Raw genomic sequence first — 22904 nt, forward strand, 5'->3', positions numbered from 1 at the left:
GCATGGGACCCGAGTAAGCGCTGAAGCGCTAACTCGGGCCGACAAAGGAGCAAGCAATGGCTGGAATGAAGGAAATTCGCGGCAAGATCAAGAGCGTGCAAAACACGCGCAAGATCACGAAAGCGATGGAGATGGTGGCCGCATCAAAGATGCGCCGCGCTCAGGAGCGCATGCGCGCTGCTCGCCCGTATGCCGACAAGGTCCGCGACATCGCCGCGCACATGAGCCGTGCGAACCCGGAGTATCGTCACCCGTTCATGGTGTCGAACGAAGGCGCAAAGGCGGCCGGTATCATCCTCGTCACGACTGATAAAGGTCTTTGCGGCGGGATGAACACCAACGTGCTGCGCGCGTCGCTGCAGAGGTTCAAGGAACTTGAAGGCCAGGGCAAGACGATCGAGGCAACCGCGATCGGCAGCAAGGGTCTGGGCTTCCTGAACCGTCTGCAGGCGAAGGTCGTGTCGAACGTCGTGCAACTGGGCGATACGCCGCATCTGGAAAAGCTGATCGGCGCGGTGAAGGTGCAACTCGACCTGTTCTCGGAAGGCAAGATTTCGGCGGTGTACCTCGCGTACACGCGCTTCGTCAACACGATGAAGCAGGAGCCGGTGATCGAGCAACTGCTGCCGTTGTCGGCGGACCAGTTCGAGCGCACGGAAGAAGACGGTACGACGCCGAGCACGCAGTGGGACTACATCTACGAGCCTGATGCGCAAGCAGTGGTGGACGAACTCCTGGTGCGTTATGTCGAAGCGCTGGTCTATCAGGCCGTCGCGGAAAACATGGCATCGGAGCAGTCGGCCCGCATGGTCGCGATGAAAGCCGCTTCGGACAACGCGAAGACGGTCATCAGCGATCTGCAGCTCGTGTACAACAAGAGCCGTCAGGCCGCGATCACGAAAGAACTGTCGGAAATCGTCGGTGGAGCGGCGGCCGTCTGACCTCGGTCAGACAGGTCGTTGCGTGTGCGCCCGAGCGGCGCACCCATCGGAGAAACTGCGCCTTTGCGCGAGTGAAGAATTGAGTATCTAAAGGAAAAGCGATGAGTACTACTGCTTTGGTAGAAGGCAAGATCGTACAGTGCATCGGCGCGGTGATCGACGTGGAATTTCCGCGTGAATCCATGCCGAAGATCTACGACGCGCTCATTCTCGAAGGTTCGGAGCTGACGCTCGAAGTCCAGCAGCAGCTGGGCGACGGCGTGGTCCGTACCATCTGTCTGGGTGCTTCGGACGGTCTGCGCCGCGGCACGATCGTGAAGAACACGGGCAACCCGATCAGCGTGCCGGTCGGCAAGCCGACCCTCGGCCGTATCATGGACGTGTTGGGCCGTCCGATCGACGAAGCCGGCCCGATCTCGAGCGAAACCACGCGTGCGATCCACCAGAAGGCTCCGGCGTTCGACCAACTGTCGCCGTCGACCGAACTGCTCGAAACCGGCATCAAGGTTATCGACCTGATCTGCCCGTTCGCAAAGGGCGGTAAGGTGGGTCTGTTCGGTGGCGCCGGTGTGGGCAAGACCGTGAACATGATGGAACTGATCAACAACATCGCGAAGGAACACGGCGGTTACTCCGTGTTTGCCGGTGTGGGCGAGCGTACCCGCGAAGGGAACGACTTCTATCATGAAATGAAGGACTCGAACGTTCTCGACAAGGTCGCGCTGGTGTACGGCCAGATGAACGAGCCGCCGGGCAACCGTCTGCGCGTTGCGCTGACCGGTCTGACGATGGCCGAGCACTTCCGTGACGAAGGCCTCGACGTGCTGTTCTTCGTCGACAACATCTACCGTTTCACGCTGGCCGGTACCGAAGTGTCGGCACTGCTCGGCCGTATGCCGTCGGCGGTGGGCTATCAGCCGACGCTGGCTGAAGAAATGGGTAAGCTGCAAGAGCGGATTACGTCGACCAAGACTGGCTCGATTACGTCGGTGCAGGCCGTGTACGTCCCTGCGGACGACTTGACCGACCCGTCGCCGGCTACGACCTTCGGCCACCTGGACGCAACCGTCGTGCTGTCGCGTGACATCGCTTCGCTCGGTATCTACCCCGCGGTGGACCCGCTCGATTCGACCTCGCGTCAGATCGACCCGCACGTGATCGGCGAAGAGCACTACTCGATCACGCGCGGCGTGCAGCAAACGCTGCAGCGCTACAAGGAACTGCGCGACATCATCGCGATTCTGGGCATGGACGAACTCGCGCCGGAAGACAAGCTCGCCGTCGCGCGTGCTCGTAAGATCCAGCGTTTCCTGTCGCAGCCGTTCCACGTCGCTGAAGTGTTCACGGGTTCGCCGGGCAAGTACGTGCCGCTGAAGGAAACGATCCGCGGCTTCAAGATGATCGTCGAAGGCGAGTGCGATCACCTGCCGGAGCAAGCGTTCTACATGGTCGGCACGATCGACGAAGCCTTCGAAAAGGCCAAGAAGATCCAGTAAAGGTCGGGTGTAACGAAGCGGGCGCGGGCCTCGCGCATCACGACTGCCAAAACGGTAGTGTTGAGCAAGGCCAGCGTCTCTTATTACGCTCAACCCGCCTTGCATGGGACGGGGGTCAGCACTCAAGCGCTAACTCTCGTCGACAGGAGTCGACACATATGGCAACCATTAAAGTAGACGTCGTCAGCGCGGAAGAGGAAATCTTCTCGGGCCAGGCGAAGTTCGTCGCGCTGCCTGGCGAAGCGGGTGAACTTGGCATTCTGCCGGGCCACACGCCGCTCATCACACGGATCCGTCCGGGTGCGGTGCGCATCGAAGTTGAAAACGGCGAAGAAGAGTTTGTGTTCGTCGCCGGCGGCATCCTCGAAGTCCAGCCGGGCGCAGTGACGGTTCTCGCCGACACCGCGATTCGTGGCAAGGATCTCGACGAAGCCAAGGCCGAAGACGCACGCAAGCGTGCGGAAGAGGCGCTGCAGAACACGGGTTCGAACCTCGAGTACGCGACCGCACAAGCGGAGCTCGCGTACGCGACCGCACAACTCGCGGCAATCCAGCGTCTGCGCAAGCTGCGCGGCCAGCACTAAAGCAGCACGTAGCAGAAGAAAGCAGCCCACGCGGCTGCTTTTTTTTGATATCTGGTTGACGTTTACGTAAAGGACGGCAAAATCCATGAGGGTGGAGACATAGGCGTCGGTCGGCGCGATGCGGTGCGGGTAAGACTTGATGCCGGCCCGGTACGCGCCGGTGCACAATCGATTTCAAATTCATTTCAATCGAGCGCGCTCGCGCTCACGGAGACAACACCATGGCAACGCATAGCTCGGGCGAAGGTGCGCTTATCGAACCCGCCGATGGACTGTCGTACGTGCGCGGGTCGACTGAAAATCCGTTGAGCGAAGCGACCGTCGGCGAGTTTCTGCGCGACACCGCGGCGCGCTTTCCCGAACGACCGGCCGTGGTGTTTCGCGAGCAGCGCATTCGCTGGACGTGGAGCGAATTCGCGCAAGAAGTGGACGTGCTTGCGTCTGGGCTGCTTGCGCTCGGCATCGCCAAGGGCGACCGCGTAGGCATCTGGTCGCCGAACCGCGTCGAGTGGCTGCTGACGCAGTTCGCGACCGCGCGTATCGGCGCGATCCTCGTCAATATCAATCCAGCCTACCGGCTCGCGGAGCTCGAATACGCGCTGAACAAGGTCGGTTGCAAGGCGATCATCACCGCGGAGCGCTTCAAGACGTCGATGTACCTCGAGATGCTGCAGGAGCTTGCGCCCGAACTCGCGACGCAGCCGCCGGGCGAACTGCATGCCGCGCGGCTGCCGGAGCTGCGCTACGTGATCCGCATGTGCGACACGGAGACGCCAGGCATGCTGAGCTTTTCCGATGTGATCGAGCGTGGGCGCGCGTCATTCGACGCCACCCGGCTCGATGCGATCGGCGCGACCTTGTCGTGCCGTGAACCAATCAACATCCAGTTCACCAGCGGCACAACGGGCAATCCAAAAGGCGCGACGCTGACGCATCGCAACGTCGTGAACAACGCGCGCTATATCGCGATGGCGATGCGGCTCAGTGAGCAGGACGGTCTGTGCATTCCAGTGCCGCTGTACCACTGCTTCGGGATGGTGCTGGCGGTGCTCGCATGCGTGTCGGTCGGGGCGAATATGGTGTTCCCGGGCGAGGGCTTCGATCCCGCCGCGACGCTCGCCGCGACAGCCGAGGAAAAATGCACCGCGCTGCACGGCGTGCCGACGATGTTCATCGCCGAACTCGACCATCCGACCTTCGCGTCTTACGACTTCTCGCGGCTGCGCACCGGCATCATGGCGGGCTCGCCGTGCCCGATCGAGACGATGAAGAAGGTCGTCTCGAAGATGCACCTGAGCGAGATCACGATCGCCTACGGCATGACGGAAACCAGCCCGGTCTCGTTTCAAAGCTCGACGACCGATCCGCTCGATAAGCGGACGACGACTGTCGGGCGCATCCAGCCGCATCTCGAAGTGAAAATCGTCGATCCACTGGGCAATATCGTCCCGGTTGGCGAAACCGGCGAGCTATGCACGCGCGGCTACTCGGTGATGCTCGGTTACTGGGGCGACGAAGCGAAGACGCACGAGAGCATCGTCGACAGCTGGATGCATACGGGCGACCTGGCGACGCTCGACGCCGAAGGCTATTGCAACATCGTCGGCCGGCTGAAGGACATGCTGATTCGCGGCGGCGAAAACATCTATCCGCGCGAGATCGAGGAGTTTCTGTTCCGCCATCCGAAGATCCAGAGCGTGCAGGTCTTCGGCGTGCCCGATACAAGGTACGGCGAAGAAGTATGCGCGTGGATCGTGCTTCGGACGGGTGAGCAGGCAACGGCAGAAGAGATCCAGCAGTTCTGCCATGGACAGATTGCGCACTACAAGGTGCCGCGATATATCCGCTTCGTCGACGAACTACCTATGACCGTAACCGGCAAGGTACAAAAATTCGTGATGCGCGAAAGCATGATCAGCGAATTGAAACTCAGAGAGGACAAGACGGCATGACGCTGCCGCGGCAGGCTCCGCAGCCAAACATGAGCAATGGGTGAGGAGTCGAACCGAAGTTGCGCGGCGGACATTCGTCGCGCGCAAACGTTTGAGCAGACGAAAAAAAAGCGGGCCTGGAGCCCGCTAAAAACCACACGCTACGGGGTTAGCGCGAGGAGACCAATGATGGGACGGTTATGCCGACGACCCTGCGTCGATCACGGCCCCAGCAGGGATGCCCCTTCACAGGGCTTCGGCAACCGCCGACCGGCAAGTGCATCGTATCCGCTCACACCACGCACACAGCCACATCCGTGTTGAAACCGTTGAGGGCATTGTGGGCGAATTAACCTACGAAGGCGGTAACAAAGTGTTTCAGGTTGTAACGCCCGCCAGATAAGGCGTTGCGGGATTTATTGCCAAAACAAAAGCGTGTGAAACGTAATTTTTACCGATGACTGCGACGCAGTTCACGCAGCATGATTGATGCCAGTCATGACGCACATCGCAGTATAAATTCGGTCATTCATCAGCGTGAAATGGTTGCATTTGCAGCTTTCGAGCGACGAACTTCCTGCGAATAAGCAGTGCGACTATGCCTCGAAATATTCGCAAACCGGCCAAAATCCGCGCTGCAACGCAACGACACGAAGCCCCTTGCGCCACTGATTAAATAGAGGCGCATGTCTTCCTTATAGAGCTGATCCGGCAGGTATTACAGCTCGAAGACATCGCCCTTCGTTACATCCTCGCCGATGCGACGCCTTCAGGCCTGCGCAAACCGCCCATGCCGCAATTATTTCGCAGCTGACGGCCCGGCACGCACACGGTCGTCTTACTTCAACCACTTGTCCGAAATAGCCTGATACTCGCCGGTCGCTCGGGCGAGGTGCAGCCACTGATCGACGTATTGCTGGAACGCGACGTCGCCGCGCGGCAGCAGCCATGCCTTCTCGCCGTACTGAAACGGCTTGTCCGGATGCACAGAGCATAGGCCGGGATTGAGCTTCTGCTGTAGCAAGGTCTCCGACGCATCCGTCACCATCACGTCCGCCTTGCCCGCGAGAATCTGTTTGAAGATCGTCACGTTGTCCGGATAAACGGTCACGTTTGCGTGCGTGAAGTATTGCTTCGCGAACTTCTCGTTGGTGCCACCCGGGTTGACGATCACTCGCGTGGACGGTTGATCGATCTGCGCGACCGTCTGATATTTGTTTACGTCGTCGCAACGGACGATCGGCGTCTTGCCGTCGATCATGTAAGCCTGAGTGAAGAACGCATGCTTCTGGCGCTCGAGCGTCGGCGACACACCGCCGATGCCGATGTCGCACTTCGCGACGAAGTCGTTCATCAGATTCGACCATGACGTCTTGACGAACTCGACCTTCACGCCGAGCGACTTCGCGAGCGACTCAGCCATGTCGATATCGATGCCCTCGAACTGGCCATCGCCTTTGTAGAACGAGTACGGCTTGTAGTCGCCGGTAGTGCAGGCGCGTATCGTGCCGCGGCTGATGATGTCGTCGAGCCGGGACGGCGCGGCCGCGGCGCTTTGGGCGTTGGCCACGCCGACATGCATGAGGACGCCGGCGAGCGCGCCGAGCATTGCGAGTGCTGCCTTCTTCATCGAGTCTCCTAGTGGTGTGTAGTGTGTAATTCATCGGTAAAGCTGTCGGATAGTAGCTTGGCAGCGCGGGCTTGAACATTGGCCGTTCAGCCAGGGTGACCGGGGCAGCAGAAGGCAGCGACCCGAAGCCGTACACGCAGTGGCGGCCGGCAGCTGGCGGAGGTAGGCCCGAGCTGCACTTCGCCCGCTTCCCACGACGCGCAGTCGCAACGTCGATTACCCCGCGATGCGCGATGACCGCGGCCGCCTCCGGTAAAATGCTCTTTTGCCCTCAGCCCTCCAGTCGCACGCAACGTGGCCCATCAACTCCTGAACGACACTTTCCTGCGCGCGCTGCTGCGCCAGCCCACCGACTACACGCCGATCTGGCTGATGCGGCAAGCTGGCCGCTATCTGCCGGAATACAACGCCACGCGCGGCCGCGCGGGCAGTTTCCTCGGTCTCGCGAAGAATCCGGCTTTCGCGACGGAAGTCACGCTGCAGCCGCTCGATCGGTATCCGCTCGACGCCGCAATCCTGTTCTCCGACATCCTGACCGTGCCCGACGCGATGGGCCTCGGCCTCGATTTCGTCAACGGCGAGGGGCCGAAATTTGCCCGTCCGGTGCGCACCGAAGACGACGTCGCGCGCCTCGCGGTGCCGGACATCGATGCGACACTGCGCTACGTGACCGACGCCGTGCGTGAAATCCGCTCGGCGCTAAAGGACGCGCAAGGCCGCCAGCGGGTGCCTTTAATCGGCTTCTCGGGCAGTCCGTGGACGCTCGCGTGCTACATGGTAGAAGGCGGGGGCTCGGCGGACTTTCGCACGATCAAATCGATGCTGTACGCGCGTCCCGATTTGCTGCAGTGGATTCTCGAGATCAACGCGCGCTCGGTCGCGGCGTATCTGAACGCGCAAATCGAAGCCGGCGCGCAAGCAGTGATGATTTTCGACACATGGGGCGGAGCGCTCGCCGATGGCATCTATCAGCGCTTTTCGCTGCGCTACATCGAGCAGGTGGTCAGTCAGCTGAAGCGCGAGCACGACGGCGAAAAAGTGCCCGTGATCGCCTTCACGAAGGGCGGTGGCCTGTGGCTCGACGATATCGCCGCGAGCGGTGTCGACGCGGTGGGCCTCGACTGGACCGTGAACCTCGGTAAGGCGCGCGAGCGTGTCGGTGGCAAGGTGGCGCTTCAGGGCAACATCGATCCGTCGGTGCTGTTTGCACCACCCGCCGCTATCCGCATGGAAGCGCGCGCGGTGCTCGACAGCTTCGGCAATCATCCCGGCCACGTTTTCAACCTGGGTCATGGCATTTCGCAGTTCACGCCGCCAGAGCATGTTGCCGAGCTGGTCGACGAAGTGCATCGTCACAGCCGCGCGATCCGTAGTGGTGCACACGCGCCTTCGTGAGACTGTAATCGTTACCGTTTCGTGTTGCGTTGCAGCGAATTGGGCTCTGGGCCTAAGGACCGTAGTTCCTCGAAGAGGCCGTCAGATGGTGGTCTTACGAAAGTCAAGAGTTGACTTATGCACACTTCGCACGCTGCGGCGCAGTAGAGGCTTTAATCGTGGCCGGACCCTTGCACATAGCCGGCGCATTTGAACTGAGCCTTGTCGGGCAAGGCTTTGCGGCGAGCGGGACGAAATGTGCGGAATCCCACACAAGGCCGTCGCTACGCCATTTGCGGCCCGTCGAAGCGAAGTTCTCAACAAAGTTATCCACAGGGCCACGCGCCGAGCGGAATTGTTCAGCCGAATCCAAAACTTAGCGGTGAAATTAAGGTTTTACTTTAACTTCGACGGTATCGCCTACCGCGCGAGCCACCGCGCGCCGCGATTTGGCCTCGTGCCGGCTCGTCCTCAGCGCCTCGCCGAGTGAACCAAGTGTTCGTCCGCGTCGCGCTCGATCATCCGCTGCCGACCTTGTTCGACTACCGCTGCGGCACATCCGAGGCGGCTGTCGTGGGCGCGCTCGTCAGCGTTCCCTTCGGCAAACGGCACGTGGTGGGGCTGATCTGCGAGGTGGCCGCTCACAGCGAGGTGCCCGCCGAACGCCTGCGGGATGTGGATAAGGTCTGCGCGTCGTGTCCGCCGGTGTCGGCGCATTGGCTCGCGCTCGCCGGGTTCGCCGCGGACTACTATCAACGCAGTCTCGGCGAAGTGGCGCTGCCCGCGCTGCCGCAGGCGCTGCGCGACGCGTCGCGCTGGTCGCGGCTGTTCGCGCCGGAAGAGCGCTATCGGTTGACGCCCGAGGGTCGCACGGCATTGCCTGACGCGTTGCCGGCCCGCGCGACGGCGCTCCGAGCGCTCGCGCAAGCACTCGCCCAAGCCGACTTCCTGCTCGCCGCCGACGCCCGCGCGCTGCATCCGAAAGCGCTGGCGACACTCGACACATGGCAGGCCGCTGGCTGGGTGACGCTCGACGTGATCGACGCCGCCGCGGTGCCCGCCGCCGCTTCGCTGCCGGACGCGCCCGCGCCGGTCCTGCCGACCCTCACCGACGAGCAGGCGAGTGCTGTCGAAGCTATCCGCGCCGCCGACGGTTTCGCGCCGTTCCTGCTGCACGGCGTGACGGGCAGCGGCAAAACCGAGGTGTACCTGCGCGCACTCGCCGCGATTCTGGCCGCCAGGCCGGATGCGCAAGCGCTCGTGCTGGTGCCGGAAATCAACCTGACGCCGCAGTTCGAGGCGGCGTTCCGTGCCCGCTTCGCCGCGCTCGACGCCAGCGCGATCGTCACGCTGCACAGCGGCCTCGCCGAAGGCGAGCGCGCCCGCAACTGGTTCGCCGCCCACACCGGCCGTGCGCGCATCGTGCTCGGCACACGGCTCGCGGTACTCGCGTCGCTGCCGCGGCTGGCGATCATCGTTGTCGACGAAGAGCACGATCCGGCCTACAAGCAGCAGGAGGGCTTGCGCTATTCGGCGCGCGATCTCGCGATTTATCGGGCGAAACAGCTCGGTGTGCCGGTCGTGCTCGGCTCGGCGACGCCATCGCTCGAGAGCTGGTGGCAGGCCGATCAGGGCCGCTACAAGCGGCTCACGCTGTCGCGCCGGGCCGTCGCCGACGCCGCGCTGCCGGCCGTACGCCTGATCGATCTCGAAGACGAGCGCCGCCGCGGGCGGGCGTCGATCGAAGGCTTGTCGGGTCCGTTGATCGCCGCGATGAAGGCGCGGCTCGAACGCGGCGAGCAGAGCCTCGTGTTCCTGAACCGACGTGGCTACGCGCCGCAACTCGCCTGCGACGCGTGCGGCTGGGTGGCCGGTTGTCCGCGCTGCAGCGCCTACGTCGTGCTGCACAAGCCCGAGCGCGCGCTGCGCTGCCATCACTGCGGCTGGGAGTCTCGTATCCCGCGTTCGTGCCCGGAGTGCGGCAACGTCGACATCGCACCGCTCGGGCGCGGCACGCAGCGCGTCGAGGAAACGCTCGCCAGCGCGGTGCCGGGCGCCCGCGTGCTGCGCATCGATGCCGATAGCACGCGCCGCAAAGGCAGCGCGCAGGCGTTGTTCTCCGACGTGCACGCGGGCGAGGTCGATATTCTGGTCGGTACACAGATGATCGCGAAAGGGCACGATTTCCAGCGCGTGTCGCTGGTAGGCGTGCTAAATGCCGATACCGCGCTGTTTTCGCATGATTTCCGCGCGAGCGAGCGCCTGTTCGCACAGCTGATGCAGGTGAGCGGCCGCGCGGGCCGCGCCGGTTTGCCGGGCGAAGTGCTGGTGCAAACGCGCTATCCGCGTCACGCGCTGTATCACGCGCTGGGCCGTCACGACTACGTCGGCTTCGCCAACTCGACGCTCGCGGAGCGACGCGACGCGCACCTGCCGCCGTTCGTCTATCAGGCGCTGCTGCGAGCCGAAGGCCGCACGCTCGAAGCGGCGCTCGCGTTCCTGCAGCAGGCCGCCGCCGAGCTTGCGCAGATTCCGGCCGCCGAGCGTGTCACCGTATACGACGCGGTGCCGCTCACGATCGTCAAGGTGATGCACGTTCATCGCGCGCAGCTGCTGATCGAAAGCGCGTCGCGTGCCGCGCTGCAGGCCACGTTGCGTGCATGGCAGCCGCTGTTGCGCGCGCTCAAGGGCGTGCTGCGCTGGAATCTCGAAGTCGATCCGCTCGACATCTGACGCCACGGCCCAGGTGACGCCGGCCTTACTTCTTTGAGTCATATCCATAGAGCGAATGATCGTTTCGCTTTGCGATAGCACTCGCCTATATTCGCCAAATCGGCGCATTTTGCGGCTAAACGACAATAATTTCGCGCCGATGCCACTCAACTTTCTCGGGGCATCTGCAATGAGCGACACCCATCATCCCGGACCGGCGGGCACCGCACCGGGTCATCGGCAAGGTACACAAGACGCGCAAACCGCACGAGGCAGCGGCTTTTCGCTGACCGAAGACTGGCTCGCCGCTGGCGTCGGCCTGCTCGTGATCGTGATTGCGTGGGCGCTGTTCGCGTCGGGCAGCAGCATCAGGTGGCTCGCGGTCGCGCCGGCCAAATGGTCGAGCGTCGCGCAGGCCGCGCAGGACATCGGCAAACATCTACCCAACTACCTCGCGCTGTTCGCGACATTCGCGGTGCTGTTCGGAGCGAGCGTCGCTCTGCTCAGGCAGCGCGTCGGCGCGTTTCTCGCGGCGTTCGTCGTCGTATTCGTCGCTTCCGCGCTGATCCTGACGCTCGGCGCGTGGGTCGATGCGTCGAAGTACAACCTCGAACCGCCGCTGGTTGCGCTCGCGCTCGGGCTGCTCGTGTCGAACCTGTTCACGCTGCCGCGGTGGCTCGGGGCGGGGTTACGCGTCGAGTTTTACATCAAGGTCGGTATCGTGCTGCTCGGCGCGACGCTGCCGTTCACGTTGCTCGTGTGGGCCGGGCCGGTTGCGGTCGTGCAGGCGAGCATCGTGTCGTTGGTGACGTTCTTCGTGATCTTCTTCGTCGCGCGCGCGTTCGGGCTCGATCGGCGCTTTGCCGCCGTGCTCGGTGTCGGCGGCGCAGTGTGCGGCGTGTCGGCGGCGATCGCGATTGCCGGCGCGGTACGGGCGAAGCGCGAGCAGGCGTCGGTCGCGATCACGCTGGTCGTGCTGTGGGCGATCGTGATGATCTTCGTGCTGCCGTTCGTGTCGCGCTCGCTCGGACTGTCGACGGCCGTCGCCGGCGCCTGGATCGGCACCTCCGAATTCGCCGACGCCGCTGGCATCGCCGCGGCCCAGGCCTACGGCGATTTCGCGCGGCACGCAGGCGGCGCGATCGCCGGCGCGCCGGAAGCGTCGTTGCAGGCGTTCACGCTGATGAAGGTGGTCGGCCGCGACATCTGGATCGGCATTTGGGCGTTCGTGCTCGCAATCGTCGCGACGACGCGCTGGGAAGCGCAGGACAGCGGCGTCACCGCGCGCGCGAATGCCGGCGAGATCTGGGCGCGTTTCCCGAAGTTCGTGATCGGTTTCGTGATCGCGTCGGCGTTGGTCACGTGGATCGCGAGCCATTATTCGCTCGCCGACTACCGCAAGGTCGTCACGCCGGAGTTCGTCGCGCCGATCACGGTGCTGCGCACGTGGGCGTTCACCTTCTGCTTCCTGAGCATCGGTCTGACGACGCGCTTCCGCTCGCTTGCGGCGACCGGTCTGAAGCCGTTCCTCGCGTTCACGGCGGGCGTCGTGGTCAATATCGCGATCGGCTATGCGCTGTCCGCGCACGTGTTCGCGTCGTACTGGAACAGCCTCGGATAATGCCCGTGAAGGTTTCCAAGGATCGTGGCGCGGCGGACACGCGGTGCTGCGCCGGATGCCGGCATCGCGCGAGTGAACGGGACGCGCTCGAGCAGCGTATTCCAGGGCTTGTCGCGTTTAGTTCGGGGTTCGGCGCGAGCGTCGCCGATAGCAGACTGTGTCGTCTGCACGACCAGCTGGTTTCCCCCGGCGATGTCTGTGCGCAGTTCGAGCCCGTTGCGCCGTCGCTCGGGCCGCGCTGACCCGTAAGCGATCTTCAGGCGCCAAGCTCCGCGCACCAATCCAGCTGCACGTTCCCACATCCGCGCGCGTCCGGCTTCATGAGCCGTCGCGCGGGCTTCCCCCGATCTCAGTCGTTCAGCGCGCTTCGCGTATCGCCCGCCGATCCACGCGAGGCCGCGCTTGCCTGTTTGCGCTCGTCTTCGCGCGGATTCGAGCTCCTGGTCGCGCCTCGAATGAAAAACACCGCACAAGCCGCGCACATCATCCAGATGCCCAGTATTACTAGCCACTTTTCCATCACACCAACCCTCGGGAACCCCGTTTATCTTTTCTGCGTGCCCTGAAACCGACGTTTCGGGCCGTCCATCGTCATGCTTCTGTATATCGGCGCGCGAAGTCGTTTGATAAGGCTTATTTCAAAAAGAATCACGTCAGGGAAAGTACCGATCGAAAACACCACACTCCGACTCTCGCTCACCGCCCGGAAAGCCCCGTCCCACAAGGCTCGCGGCATGGTGCAACCAACCTGTCGAATTGGTTGCACCTTTTTATTTGTAGGCGTACGATTCGCCCAACTTTTAGTCTTTCGCCAGGCTCACGCCCGGTATCAAGAAGGAAACATGGCTAGCACCACCCTTGGCGTCAAGGTCGACGACCTCCTGCGTTCCCGGCTCAAAGATGCCGCCACCCGCCTCGAGCGCACCCCGCACTGGTTGATCAAGCAGGCGATTTTCGCCTACCTCGAAAAGATCGAGCACGGCCAGTTGCCGGCCGAACTGTCGGGCGCAACCGGCACGGCCGATCTCGCCGACGGCGCGGCGGTCGAGAACGAGGAAGATGGCGCGTCGCATCCGTTCCTCGATTTCGCGCAGAATGTGCAGCCGCAGTCGGTGCTGCGCGCGGCGATCACCGCCGCGTATCGGCGCCCTGAACCCGAATGCGTGCCGTTCCTGCTCGGCCAGGCGCGTCTGCCGGCCAACCTCGCGGGCGACGTGCAGGCGATGGCCGGCAAGCTCGTCGAAACGCTGCGCACGAAGAGCAAGGGCGGGGGCGTCGAAGGGCTGATTCACGAATTTTCGCTGTCGAGCCAGGAAGGCGTCGCGCTGATGTGCCTCGCCGAGGCGCTGCTGCGCATTCCCGATCGCGCGACCCGCGACGCGCTGATCCGCGACAAGATCAGCAAGGGCGACTGGAAATCGCACGTCGGCCAGGCGCCGTCGCTGTTCGTCAACGCGGCGACCTGGGGTCTGATGATCACCGGCAAGCTGGTGACGACCAATAGCGAGACGAGCCTGTCGTCGGCGCTTACGCGGCTGATCGGCAAGGGTGGCGAGCCGCTGATCCGCAAGGGCGTCGACATGGCGATGCGCCTGATGGGCGAGCAGTTCGTCACCGGCGAGAACATTTCCGAAGCGCTCGCGAACAGCCGCAAGTACGAGGCGCGCGGTTTCCGCTATTCGTACGACATGCTCGGCGAAGCGGCCACCACCGAGGCCGACGCGCAGCGCTACTACGCCTCGTACGAACAGGCGATCCACGCGATCGGCAAGGCCGCGGGCGGTCGCGGCATCTACGAAGGCCCTGGCATTTCGATCAAGTTGTCGGCGCTGCATCCGCGCTACTCGCGCGCGCAGCAGGAACGCACGATGAGCGAGCTGCTGCCGCGCGTGCGTTCGCTCGCGATCCTTGCGCGCCGCTACGACATCGGCCTCAATATCGACGCCGAAGAAGCCGACCGCCTCGAACTGTCGCTGGATCTGCTCGAAGCGCTGTGCTTCGATCCGGAGCTGCAAGGCTGGAACGGGATCGGCTTCGTCGTGCAGGCGTATCAGAAGCGCTGTCCGTTCGTGATCGACTACATCGTCGATCTGGCACGTCGCAGCCGTCACCGCATCATGGTGCGGCTCGTGAAGGGCGCGTACTGGGATACGGAAATCAAGCGCGCGCAGGTCGATGGCCTCGAGGGCTATCCAGTCTACACGCGCAAGGTCTATACCGACGTGTCGTACCTCGCCTGCGCAAAGAAACTGCTCGGCGCGCCCGATGCCGTGTATCCGCAGTTCGCGACGCACAACGCGCACACGCTGTCGGCGATCTATCACCTCGCCGGCAACAACTACTACCCCGGCCAGTATGAGTTCCAGTGCCTGCACGGTATGGGCGAGCCGCTGTACGAAGAAGTCACCGGCCGCGACAAACTGAACCGCCCGTGCCGCGTGTACGCGCCGGTCGGCACGCATGAGACGCTGCTCGCGTACCTCGTGCGCCGGCTGCTCGAAAACGGCGCGAACACGTCGTTCGTGAATCGCATCGCCGACGAATCCGTCGCGATCAAGGACCTGGTCGCCGATCCGGTCGAGGAAGCGTCGAAGATCGCGCCGCTCGGCGCGCCGCACGCGCGCATTCCGCTGCCGCGCAATCTGTACGGCGCCGAGCGGCTCAATTCGATGGGTCTGGATCTGTCGAACGAGCATCGGCTCGCGTCGCTGTCATCGGCGCTGCTCGCGAGCGCGCATCATCCGTGGCGCGCCGCGCCGATGCTCGAAGACAACGAGATCGCCGCCGGCGCCGGACGTGACGTGCGCAACCCGGCCGACCATCGTGATCTCGTCGGCACCGTCGTCGAAGCGACGCCGGAGCACGTGAGCGCCGCGCTCGGCCACGCGGTGGCCGCCGCGCCGATCTGGCAGGCGACGCCGGTCGAGGCGCGCGCCGATTGCCTCGCGCGTGCCGCCGATCTGCTCGAAGCGCAGATGCACACGCTGATGGGACTCGTGGTGCGCGAGGCGGGCAAATCGCTCGCCAACGCGGTCGCGGAAATCCGCGAGGCGATCGATTTCCTGCGCTACTACTCGGCGCAGATCCGCGACGAGTTTTCGAACGACACGCATCGGCCGCTCGGTCCGGTGGTCTGTATCAGCCCGTGGAATTTCCCGCTGGCGATTTTCATGGGCCAGGTGGCCGCCGCGCTCGCAGCCGGCAACACGGTGCTCGCGAAGCCGGCCGAGCAGACGCCGCTGATCGCAGCTCAAGCTGTGCGGATTCTGCGCGAAGCGGGCGTGCCGGCGGGCGCGGTGCAACTGCTGCCGGGTAATGGCGAGACGGTCGGCGCCGCGCTGGTCGCCGATCCGCGCACGCGGGCGGTGATGTTCACCGGTTCGACCGAAGTCGCGCGTCTGATCAACAAGACGCTGTCCGGCCGACTCGATCCGGATGGCAAACCGATCCCGTTGATCGCCGAAACCGGCGGCCAGAACGCGATGATCGTCGACTCGTCGGCGCTCGCCGAGCAGGTCGTCGCCGACGTGCTGCAATCGTCATTCGACTCGGCTGGTCAACGGTGTTCGGCGTTGCGCGTTCTATGTCTGCAGGACGATGTTGCGGACCGCACGCTCGAAATGCTGACGGGCGCGATGCGCGAGCTCGCGCTCGGCAACCCGGACCGGCTGTCGACCGACGTCGGCCCGGTGATCGACCTCGACGCCAAGCGCGGCATCGACGCCCACATCGCGGCGATGCGCGACAAGGGCCGCAAGGTCGAGCAACTGCCGCTGCCGGAAGGCGCGACGCAGGGTACTTTCGTGCCGCCGACGCTGATCGAACTCGACAGCATCGACGAGCTGAAGCGCGAAGTGTTCGGCCCGGTGCTGCACGTGGTGCGCTATCGCCGCAGCCAGCTCGACAAGCTGCTCGAACAGATTCGCGCGACGGGTTACGGTTTGACGCTCGGCATTCACACGCGCATCGACGAAACGATCGCGCACGTGATCAGCCGCGCACACGTGGGCAACATCTACGTGAACCGCAACGTGATCGGCGCGGTGGTCGGGGTGCAGCCGTTCGGCGGCGAAGGACTGTCCGGTACGGGGCCGAAGGCCGGCGGCGCGCTGTATCTGCAGCGTCTGCTCGCGACCCGTCCGGCTGGTTTGCCGAAGTCACTCGCGCAGGCGCTGGTGGTCGAAGTGCCGCAGGCGGCGCAGGCAGCAGAAAAGGGCGACAATCCGGCGGCCGCGCTGACCGCGTTGCGCGACTGGCTGATCGCCGAGCGCGAGCCGCAGCTTGCCGCGCGCTGTGACGGCTATCTGTCGCATGTGCCGGCGGGCGCAACCGCGGTACTGTCGGGGCCGACGGGCGAGCGCAATACATACACGCTGGGCCCGCGCGGCACGGTGCTGTGCATCGCATCGACGGCGAGCGGCGCACGCGTGCAGTTCGCGGCGGCGCTGGCTACGGGTAATCGTGCGTTGTTCGAAGGCGCTGCCGGTGAACAATTGGTCTCGCAATTGCCGGCGTCGCTGAAGGCGCATGCGAGCGTGAAGAAGAGCGCCGACGCACCGTTCGACGCCGTGCTGTTCGAAGGCGACAGCGACGAGCTGCTCACGCTCGTGAAAGAGGTCGCGAAGCGCGCGGGGCCGATCGTGTCGGTGCAGGGCGTCGCGGCCCGGGCGCTTGCGAGCGGCGAAGAGGACTACGCGCTCGAGCGTCTGCTGACCGAGCGCTCGGTCAGCGTGAATACCGCGGCGGCAGGCGGTAATGCGAATTTGATGACGATCGGTTGAGCGAACCTCGGCGATTTCTTCAATAGAAAGGAAGCGGGCACGGCGACCCCGACACCGCTTCATCCACACCTGGTATCAAGGAGAAGCTATGCAACACAAAATGAAACAGCTGGCAGGCGCAGCTCTGGTTGCCGCTATGTCGCTGGCGGGGACGGCCAACGCTCAATCGACGGAAGACGTGAAGATCGGCTTCGCTGGTCCGATGACGGGCGCACAGGCGCACTACGGCAAGGACTTCCAGAACGGCATCACGCTCGCGGTCGAAGAGTTCAACGCGACGAAGCCGGTGATCGGCGGCAAGCCGGTTCGCATCGTGCTCGACTCGGCCGACGACCAGGCCGACCCGCGCACCGGCACGACGGTCGCGCAGAAGCTCGTGGATGACGGCATCAAGGGCATGCTCGGCCACTTCAACTCGGGCACGACGATTCCGGCCTCGCGCATCTATGCGAACGCGGGCATTCCGCAGATCGCGATGGCGACCGCGCCGGAATACACGCAGCAGGGCTTCAAGACCACCTTCCGCATGATGACGTCGGACACGCAGCAAGGCTCGGTCGCTGGCACGTTCGCGGTGAAGAACCTCGGCATGAAGAAGATCGCGATCGTCGACGATCGCACCGCTTACGGCCAGGGCCTCGCGGATCAGTTCGAGAAGGCAGCGAAGGCGGCCGGCGCGACGATCGTCGATCGTGAATACACGAACGACAAGGCCGTCGACTTCAAGTCGATCCTCACCAAGCTGAAGTCGTCGAACCCCGATCTGATCTACTACGGCGGCGCGGATTCGCAAGCGGCACCGATGGTCAAGCAGATGAAGCAGCTCGGCGTGAAGGCGCCGCTGATGGGCGGCGAAATGGTCCACACGCCGACCTTCATCAAGCTCGCCGGCGACGCGGCGAACGGCACGGTGGCATCGCTCGCCGGCCTGCCGCTCGATGAAATGCCGGGCGGCAAGGCGTACGTCGAGAAGTACAAGGCGCGCTTCAACGAAGACGTGCAAACGTACTCGCCATACGCGTTCGATGGCGCGATGGCGATGTTCACCGCGATGAAGAGCGCGAACTCGACCGATCCGGCCAAGTACCTGCCGCTGCTCGCCAAGACCTCGAAGCCGGCCGTCACGACGGCCAACCTCGCGTACGACGAGCGCGGCGATCTGAAGAACGGCGGTATCACGCTGTACAAGGTCGTCGATGGCAAGTGGACGACGCTGCAAAGCGTGGGCGGCAAGTAATTTTTTTCTGAACCCGGTTGACCACAAAAAACCCCGCTTCGGCGGGGTTTTTTGATTATGGCGCGATTTTCACTCCCCCCGCATCTTCCTCCCCTGCTCTCGAATCATCTCGAGCGTCGCCGCGGGCGTGCTCGCTTCCTGCGGCATGCGAATTTCGATCACGGCCGGCAGCTGCGATTCGATCGCGCGCTGCAGCGCCGGCAGAAAATCCGCGGTACGTTCAACGGTCTCGCCATGCGCACCGAACGACCGCGCAAATGCCGCGAAGTCCGGATTCGTGAGACCGGTGCCATGCACGCGATGCGGATAGTGCCGCTCCTGATGCATGCGGATCGTGCCGAAATGGCTGTTGTTGACGACGATGAACAGCACGCGCAGGTCATACTGCATCGCGGTTGCCAGTTCCTGCGCGGCCATCATGAAGCAGCCATCGCCGGCGAGCGCGACCACCGCGCGTTGCGGATACAGCGACTTTGCCGCGAGCGCCGCCGGCACGCCGTAGCCCATCGCGCCGCTCGTCGGTGCGAGCTGCGAACGGAAGTGTCGATATGAGAAATGTCGATGCAGCCACGTCGCGTAATTGCCCGCGCCGTTGGTGACGATCGCGTCCTCGGGCAAGTGCGCGCGCAATTGCTCGATCACTTCCCCCATCTGCACGTCGCCGGGAGTCGGACGCGGCTTGCGCCATTCCAGATACGCGCGATGCGCTTCTTCAGCGGCACCCGCCCAGGCGAGCTTGCCGGACGTCGACGGCTTCAGTTCCGCCAGCATCGCCGTGAGTTCAGGCATGCCGGAGACGATCGGCAGATCGGCCGCATAGACGCGCCCCAGTTCTTCCGCACCCTGATGCACGTGCACCAGCGTCTGTTTCGTCTTCGGGATGTCGAGCAGCGTGTAGCCGTTGGTCGTCGCTTCGCCGAGGCGCGGACCGAGCGTGAGCAGCAGGTCCGCGTCGCGAATGCGCTGAGCGAGCGCGGGATTGACGCCGAGACCGACGTCGCCCGCATAGTTCGGATGCTCGTTGTCGAAGGTGTCCTGGAAGCGGAACGCGAGGCCGATCGGCAACTGCCAGTTTTCGATGAAGCGCCGCAGGTCCGCGCATGCGGCCGCTGTCCAGCCGCTGCCGCCGGCGATTACCATCGGCCGTTGCGCGCCTTCGAGCAACTCGCTTAGTCGCGCGATCTGCGCTGCTGAAGGCGATGCGGCCACGCGGTGATAAGCGGGCGCGCCAGGCACCGCGTCGCAGGCATCGCTCAAGACGTCTTCGGGCAGCGCCAGCACGACCGGCCCCGGCCGTCCCGAGGTGGCCGTATGAAACGCATGGCTCAGATATTCCGGGATGCGCTTAGGGTCGTCGATCTGCGCGACCCACTTCGCCATCTGACCGAACATGCGCCGGTAGTCGATCTCCTGGAATGCCTCGCGATCGAGATGTGCGCGCGCGCACTGGCCGATCAGCAGGATTATCGGCGTGGAGTCCTGGAACGCGGTGTGCACGCCGATCGACGCATGCGTCGCGCCCGGTCCGCGCGTGACCAGCGCGACACCCGGGCGGCCGGTCAGCTTGCCGACCGCTTCGGCCATGTTCGCGGCCGCGGCTTCGTGACGACAGACGATCGTCTGGATGCGCTCGGTTTCGTCGTGCAGCGAATCGAGCACGGCGAGAAAGCTTTCGCCGGGAACGCAGAACACACGTTCGACGCCGTGCGTGAGCAACGCATCGACGACGAGGCGCGCGCCGGTCTTGCGTGCGGTATGGGAAGCGGAATGGGCAGCGGGAGCATTCGGCAGCGACATTGCGAAGAAGCCTCCTGGCAGTGCGTGAGTGCGTTGTGATGGAGCCGCATCGGCGGAACCTGCAACAGCGGCCGACGGGTGCTTCGACAGCTTACGCCGAGCACGTGGGCGCTGTCATGGCGCAGCGCAACTGTTCGACCGGCGTGGGCGCAACGCGGTCGCCCAAATGAAAAACGCGGGCCACAGAGCCCGCGCTTTTCCGATGCGATTGCATGCAATTGAATGCCGCGCTCACCGACTCAACACTCGACGATATTCACCGCGAGGCCGCCGCGCGACGTTTCCTTGTACTTGGTCTTCATGTCCGCGCCGGTTTCACGCATCGTCTTGATCACCGAATCGAGCGACACATAGTGGCTGCCGTCGCCGCGCAGCGCCATGCGCGCGGCATTGACCGCCTTCACCGATGCCATCGCATTGCGCTCGATGCACGGAATCTGCACCATGCCGCCAACCGGATCGCAGGTGAGCCCGAGGTTGTGCTCCATGCCGATTTCCGCGGCGTTCTCGACCTGCTTCGGCGTGCCGCCCATCACCGCGGCCAGCGCCCCCGCGGCCATCGAGCAAGCGACGCCGACTTCGCCCTGGCAGCCCACCTCCGCGCCGGAGATCGACGCGTTCAGCTTGTACAGGATGCCGATCGCGGCGGCCGTCATCAGGAAGTCGATCACGCCCTGCTCGTTCGCGCCCGGCATGAAGCGCGTGTAGTAATGCAGCACCGCCGGAATGATGCCGGCCGCGCCGTTGGTCGGCGCCGTGACGACGCGCCCGCCCGCGGCGTTCTCTTCGTTGACGGCGATCGCGTACAGATTGATCCAGTCGACCATCGACAGCGGGTCCTGCAACGCGCGCTCAGGGTTGCCCGTCAACGCGCGATACAGCTGCGGCGCGCGCCGCTTCACCTGGAAGGGGCCGGGCAAGTGACCATCGGCGTCGGGATTGTTGATGCCGCATCCGCGCGCGACGCATGATTGCATCACGTCCCAGATCTTCAGCAGACCCGTGCGCGTTTCTTCCTCGCTATGCCAGACACGTTCGTTTTCCCACATCAGCTGCGCGATACTCTTGCCGCTCGACGCGCACAGCGCGAGCAACTCGTTGGCGGTGCGAAACGAGTGCGGAAGCTGATCGACGGCGCTCAACACCTTCGTGTTCGGTGCGCCAGCCGTCACGACGAAGCCGCCGCCGACCGACAGATAGGTCGACTCGCGCAGCGTCGCGCCTTGCGCATCGAACGCGAACAGCTTCAGGCCGTTCGGATGCTCGGGCAACGCCTGGCGATAAAACGCGATCTGCTCCTTCTGCACGAAAGGCACCTCGTGCGTGCCGAGCAGCGCGAGTTTGCGCGACGTGCGCACCGCTTCCAGCCGTTGCGCGATCGTGTCGGGATTCACGGTGTCGGGCGCATCGCCCATCAGGCCTAGCATCACGCCGCGATCGGTGCCGTGCCCCTTGCCGGTCGCGCCGAGCGAGCCGTACAGCTCCGCTTTCACCGCTGCGGTGGCATCGAGCAGCCCGTCGCGCTCGAGTCCTTGGACGAACATCAGGGCCGCGCGCATCGGCCCGACCGTATGCGAGCTCGACGGACCAATGCCGATTTTGAGGAGATCGAAAACGCTGACTGCCATGTACTGCTCCCTGCCTATAGATAAGAGTTTAGCGCGCCGCCAGCGGCAAGCACACGGCGAGCCACGCGGGCGGCGTCGGTGCGAGCTGCAGCGCGACTGGCGTAAAGCGTCCATCGAGACGCGCCGCCAGGTGAAACAGTTCCGCCGCGTTCTTCGGATCCCAACGACCCGAATAGCCGGGCAAGCCGGCCTCGCGACGTTTTGCATCGAACGCGACGTTCGAATGCACGAATTCCTCATGCGTCTGGGTGCCCATCGCAAACGGCACGAGCCAGTTCAGCGCGGCGAGCAGCGTCGCGCCGTTCGCGCCCTTCTCCTGCAGCCAGTTGCGGTTGTGGCGGCGCGCGGCGAGCGCGGCCGTCACCAGCGGTTGCAGATCGTAGGTGACGTAGTGCAGCGCATCGCGCTCGCCGAAGTCGATCGTCGAGCCGTCCGGCGCGATGTTGTCGCCGATATGCTCGACGAACAGCCGTTGCGCGGCGTTGATCATCTTGCGATTGTCGAGCGTGAACGCGGCCATCGAGATCAGCTTGATACGGTGGCTTTGCCAATTGTTACGGAACGTGCCGGTGAGCGGCCGCGGCTGCGCGTCGATCTGTGCGATATAGCCGTTGGCGAACTTCGTCAGAAACGCCATCGCCGCATTGCGCGTTTTGACGGGCAGCGCGCTCGCTGTCATGTCGTAGGCGAGGATCAGCCCTTCGAAACCCGTTTCGTCGATCGGATTGAAGCTCGGCTGATAGGTCGTGACCCATGTATACAGCAGACGATCGACGAGCTTCAGGAAGCGGTCGTCGCTGGTCGCGCGCCACGCGAGCGCGGCATCGCGCAGCAGGTCGAGATCCTTCTGTGCTTCGACGCTCTGATCGTAGATGCCCTCGTGCGGCAGCGTGCCTTCGGTGTGCAGTTTCGCGAGCGCATGGGGCTGCTCGTTCAGATGCGCCTGCACGTTGGCGACGAGCGCCTTGACGCCGGGATCGGCATTGGTGCGCTCGCTCGTTTGCAGCGCCGGCGCCGCGCAGAAATTCATCGCGGCCTGCGCCTCGCGCAGCGGCAGCAGCACGGCCGCAGCGGCCAGCAGCACAGCGTAAGCGGGTCGCCACGGACGGAGACCCGCCGCCTCGTCCCGGCTTTGCATCAATCGCACCTTTCGCGCCATGCGAAACTCCTCG

Annotated in this window: 13 protein-coding genes; 9 read left to right on the forward strand and 4 right to left on the reverse strand. The window is 64.1% G+C overall.

All coding sequences use genetic code 11. From position 1 onward, the window contains the following. Positions 1-56 precede the first annotated feature (56 nt). The 4 genes from atpG to QFZ91_RS15245 all read left to right on the forward strand — a co-directional run bounded on the left by atpG (position 57) and on the right by QFZ91_RS15245 (position 4973). Complete coding sequence (gene atpG, locus QFZ91_RS15230) at positions 57-941, forward strand: F0F1 ATP synthase subunit gamma (protein ID WP_368717643.1); 885 nt, start codon at positions 57-59, stop codon at positions 939-941. Between the two features lie 101 nt (positions 942-1042). After that, positions 1043-2437 (forward strand): F0F1 ATP synthase subunit beta, encoded by a 1395-nt coding sequence (atpD, locus tag QFZ91_RS15235; protein ID WP_176109931.1) that lies wholly within the window; start codon positions 1043-1045, stop codon positions 2435-2437. Between the two features lie 158 nt (positions 2438-2595). Next, complete coding sequence (locus tag QFZ91_RS15240; RefSeq protein WP_008917918.1) at positions 2596-3021, forward strand: F0F1 ATP synthase subunit epsilon; 426 nt, start codon at positions 2596-2598, stop codon at positions 3019-3021. Positions 3022-3242: 221 nt separating this feature from the next. Continuing rightward, on the forward strand, positions 3243-4973 hold the full coding sequence (locus QFZ91_RS15245; RefSeq protein ID WP_429567702.1) for an AMP-binding protein: 1731 nt from the start codon (positions 3243-3245) through the stop codon (positions 4971-4973). 817 nt (positions 4974-5790) lie between these two features. Here QFZ91_RS15245 and QFZ91_RS15250 read toward each other — a convergent pair. Then, positions 5791-6582: a transporter substrate-binding domain-containing protein gene (locus QFZ91_RS15250; RefSeq protein WP_176380023.1), complete on the reverse strand. Its 792-nt coding sequence runs from the start codon at positions 6580-6582 to the stop codon at positions 5791-5793. A 294-nt stretch (positions 6583-6876) separates the two neighbouring features. Between QFZ91_RS15250 and hemE the strand changes: the two genes are divergently transcribed. From hemE to QFZ91_RS15275, 5 genes are all read left to right on the forward strand, one after another. Then, entirely contained in the window at positions 6877-7977 is a 1101-nt protein-coding gene (gene hemE, locus QFZ91_RS15255; RefSeq protein WP_429567703.1) for a uroporphyrinogen decarboxylase, read from the forward strand. A 465-nt stretch (positions 7978-8442) separates the two neighbouring features. Next, positions 8443-10689, forward strand: coding sequence for a primosomal protein N' (locus tag QFZ91_RS15260; protein WP_429567704.1), 2247 nt, complete (start codon positions 8443-8445; stop codon positions 10687-10689). A gap of 169 nt (positions 10690-10858) precedes the next feature. Next, positions 10859-12289, forward strand: a complete 1431-nt coding sequence (locus tag QFZ91_RS15265; protein ID WP_429567705.1) for a YeiH family protein — start codon at positions 10859-10861, stop codon at positions 12287-12289. Between the two features lie 842 nt (positions 12290-13131). Continuing rightward, positions 13132-17070 carry a trifunctional transcriptional regulator/proline dehydrogenase/L-glutamate gamma-semialdehyde dehydrogenase gene (gene putA / locus QFZ91_RS15270; RefSeq protein WP_429567706.1) on the forward strand — a complete coding sequence of 1313 codons (3939 nt, stop codon included), beginning with the start codon at positions 13132-13134 and terminating at the stop codon, positions 17068-17070. A gap of 88 nt (positions 17071-17158) precedes the next feature. Next, the gene (locus QFZ91_RS15275) at positions 17159-18307 is read left to right on the forward strand and encodes a branched-chain amino acid ABC transporter substrate-binding protein (protein WP_429567707.1); all 1149 of its coding nucleotides are present in this window, start codon (positions 17159-17161) and stop codon (positions 18305-18307) included. A 69-nt stretch (positions 18308-18376) separates the two neighbouring features. Here the strand turns inward: QFZ91_RS15275 and QFZ91_RS15280 are convergent, their stop codons facing one another. The 3 genes from QFZ91_RS15280 to QFZ91_RS15290 all read right to left on the reverse strand — a co-directional run bounded on the left by QFZ91_RS15280 (position 18377) and on the right by QFZ91_RS15290 (position 22891). Then, positions 18377-20104: a thiamine pyrophosphate-binding protein gene (locus QFZ91_RS15280; RefSeq protein WP_429567708.1), complete on the reverse strand. Its 1728-nt coding sequence runs from the start codon at positions 20102-20104 to the stop codon at positions 18377-18379. Positions 20105-20343: 239 nt separating this feature from the next. Further along, positions 20344-21732 carry an L-serine ammonia-lyase gene (locus tag QFZ91_RS15285; protein WP_429567709.1) on the reverse strand — a complete coding sequence of 463 codons (1389 nt, stop codon included), beginning with the start codon at positions 21730-21732 and terminating at the stop codon, positions 20344-20346. Between the two features lie 28 nt (positions 21733-21760). Next, positions 21761-22891: an alginate lyase family protein gene (locus tag QFZ91_RS15290; protein ID WP_429567710.1), complete on the reverse strand. Its 1131-nt coding sequence runs from the start codon at positions 22889-22891 to the stop codon at positions 21761-21763. Positions 22892-22904: the final 13 nt, after the last annotated feature.

The sequence above is a fragment of the Paraburkholderia sp. JPY419 genome (genome assembly GCF_050435705.1).
In the GTDB taxonomy this organism is placed as follows: domain Bacteria; phylum Pseudomonadota; class Gammaproteobacteria; order Burkholderiales; family Burkholderiaceae; genus Paraburkholderia; species Paraburkholderia youngii.

Excerpts from the sequence above, each read along its gene's own strand:
- atpG (WP_368717643.1), top strand. The coding sequence starts at position 57 with ATGGCTGGAATGAAGGAAATTCGCGGCAAGATCAAGAGCGTGCAAAAC.
- atpD (WP_176109931.1), top strand. The coding sequence starts at position 1,043 with ATGAGTACTACTGCTTTGGTAGAAGGCAAGATCGTACAGTGCATCGGC.
- QFZ91_RS15240 (WP_008917918.1), top strand. The coding sequence starts at position 2,596 with ATGGCAACCATTAAAGTAGACGTCGTCAGCGCGGAAGAGGAAATCTTC.
- QFZ91_RS15245 (WP_429567702.1), top strand. The coding sequence starts at position 3,243 with ATGGCAACGCATAGCTCGGGCGAAGGTGCGCTTATCGAACCCGCCGAT.
- QFZ91_RS15250 (WP_176380023.1), bottom strand. The coding sequence starts at position 6,582 with ATGAAGAAGGCAGCACTCGCAATGCTCGGCGCGCTCGCCGGCGTCCTC.
- QFZ91_RS15265 (WP_429567705.1), top strand. The coding sequence starts at position 10,859 with ATGAGCGACACCCATCATCCCGGACCGGCGGGCACCGCACCGGGTCAT.
- putA (WP_429567706.1), top strand. The coding sequence starts at position 13,132 with ATGGCTAGCACCACCCTTGGCGTCAAGGTCGACGACCTCCTGCGTTCC.
- QFZ91_RS15275 (WP_429567707.1), top strand. The coding sequence starts at position 17,159 with ATGCAACACAAAATGAAACAGCTGGCAGGCGCAGCTCTGGTTGCCGCT.
- QFZ91_RS15280 (WP_429567708.1), bottom strand. The coding sequence starts at position 20,104 with ATGTCGCTGCCGAATGCTCCCGCTGCCCATTCCGCTTCCCATACCGCA.
- QFZ91_RS15285 (WP_429567709.1), bottom strand. The coding sequence starts at position 21,732 with ATGGCAGTCAGCGTTTTCGATCTCCTCAAAATCGGCATTGGTCCGTCG.
- QFZ91_RS15290 (WP_429567710.1), bottom strand. The coding sequence starts at position 22,891 with ATGGCGCGAAAGGTGCGATTGATGCAAAGCCGGGACGAGGCGGCGGGT.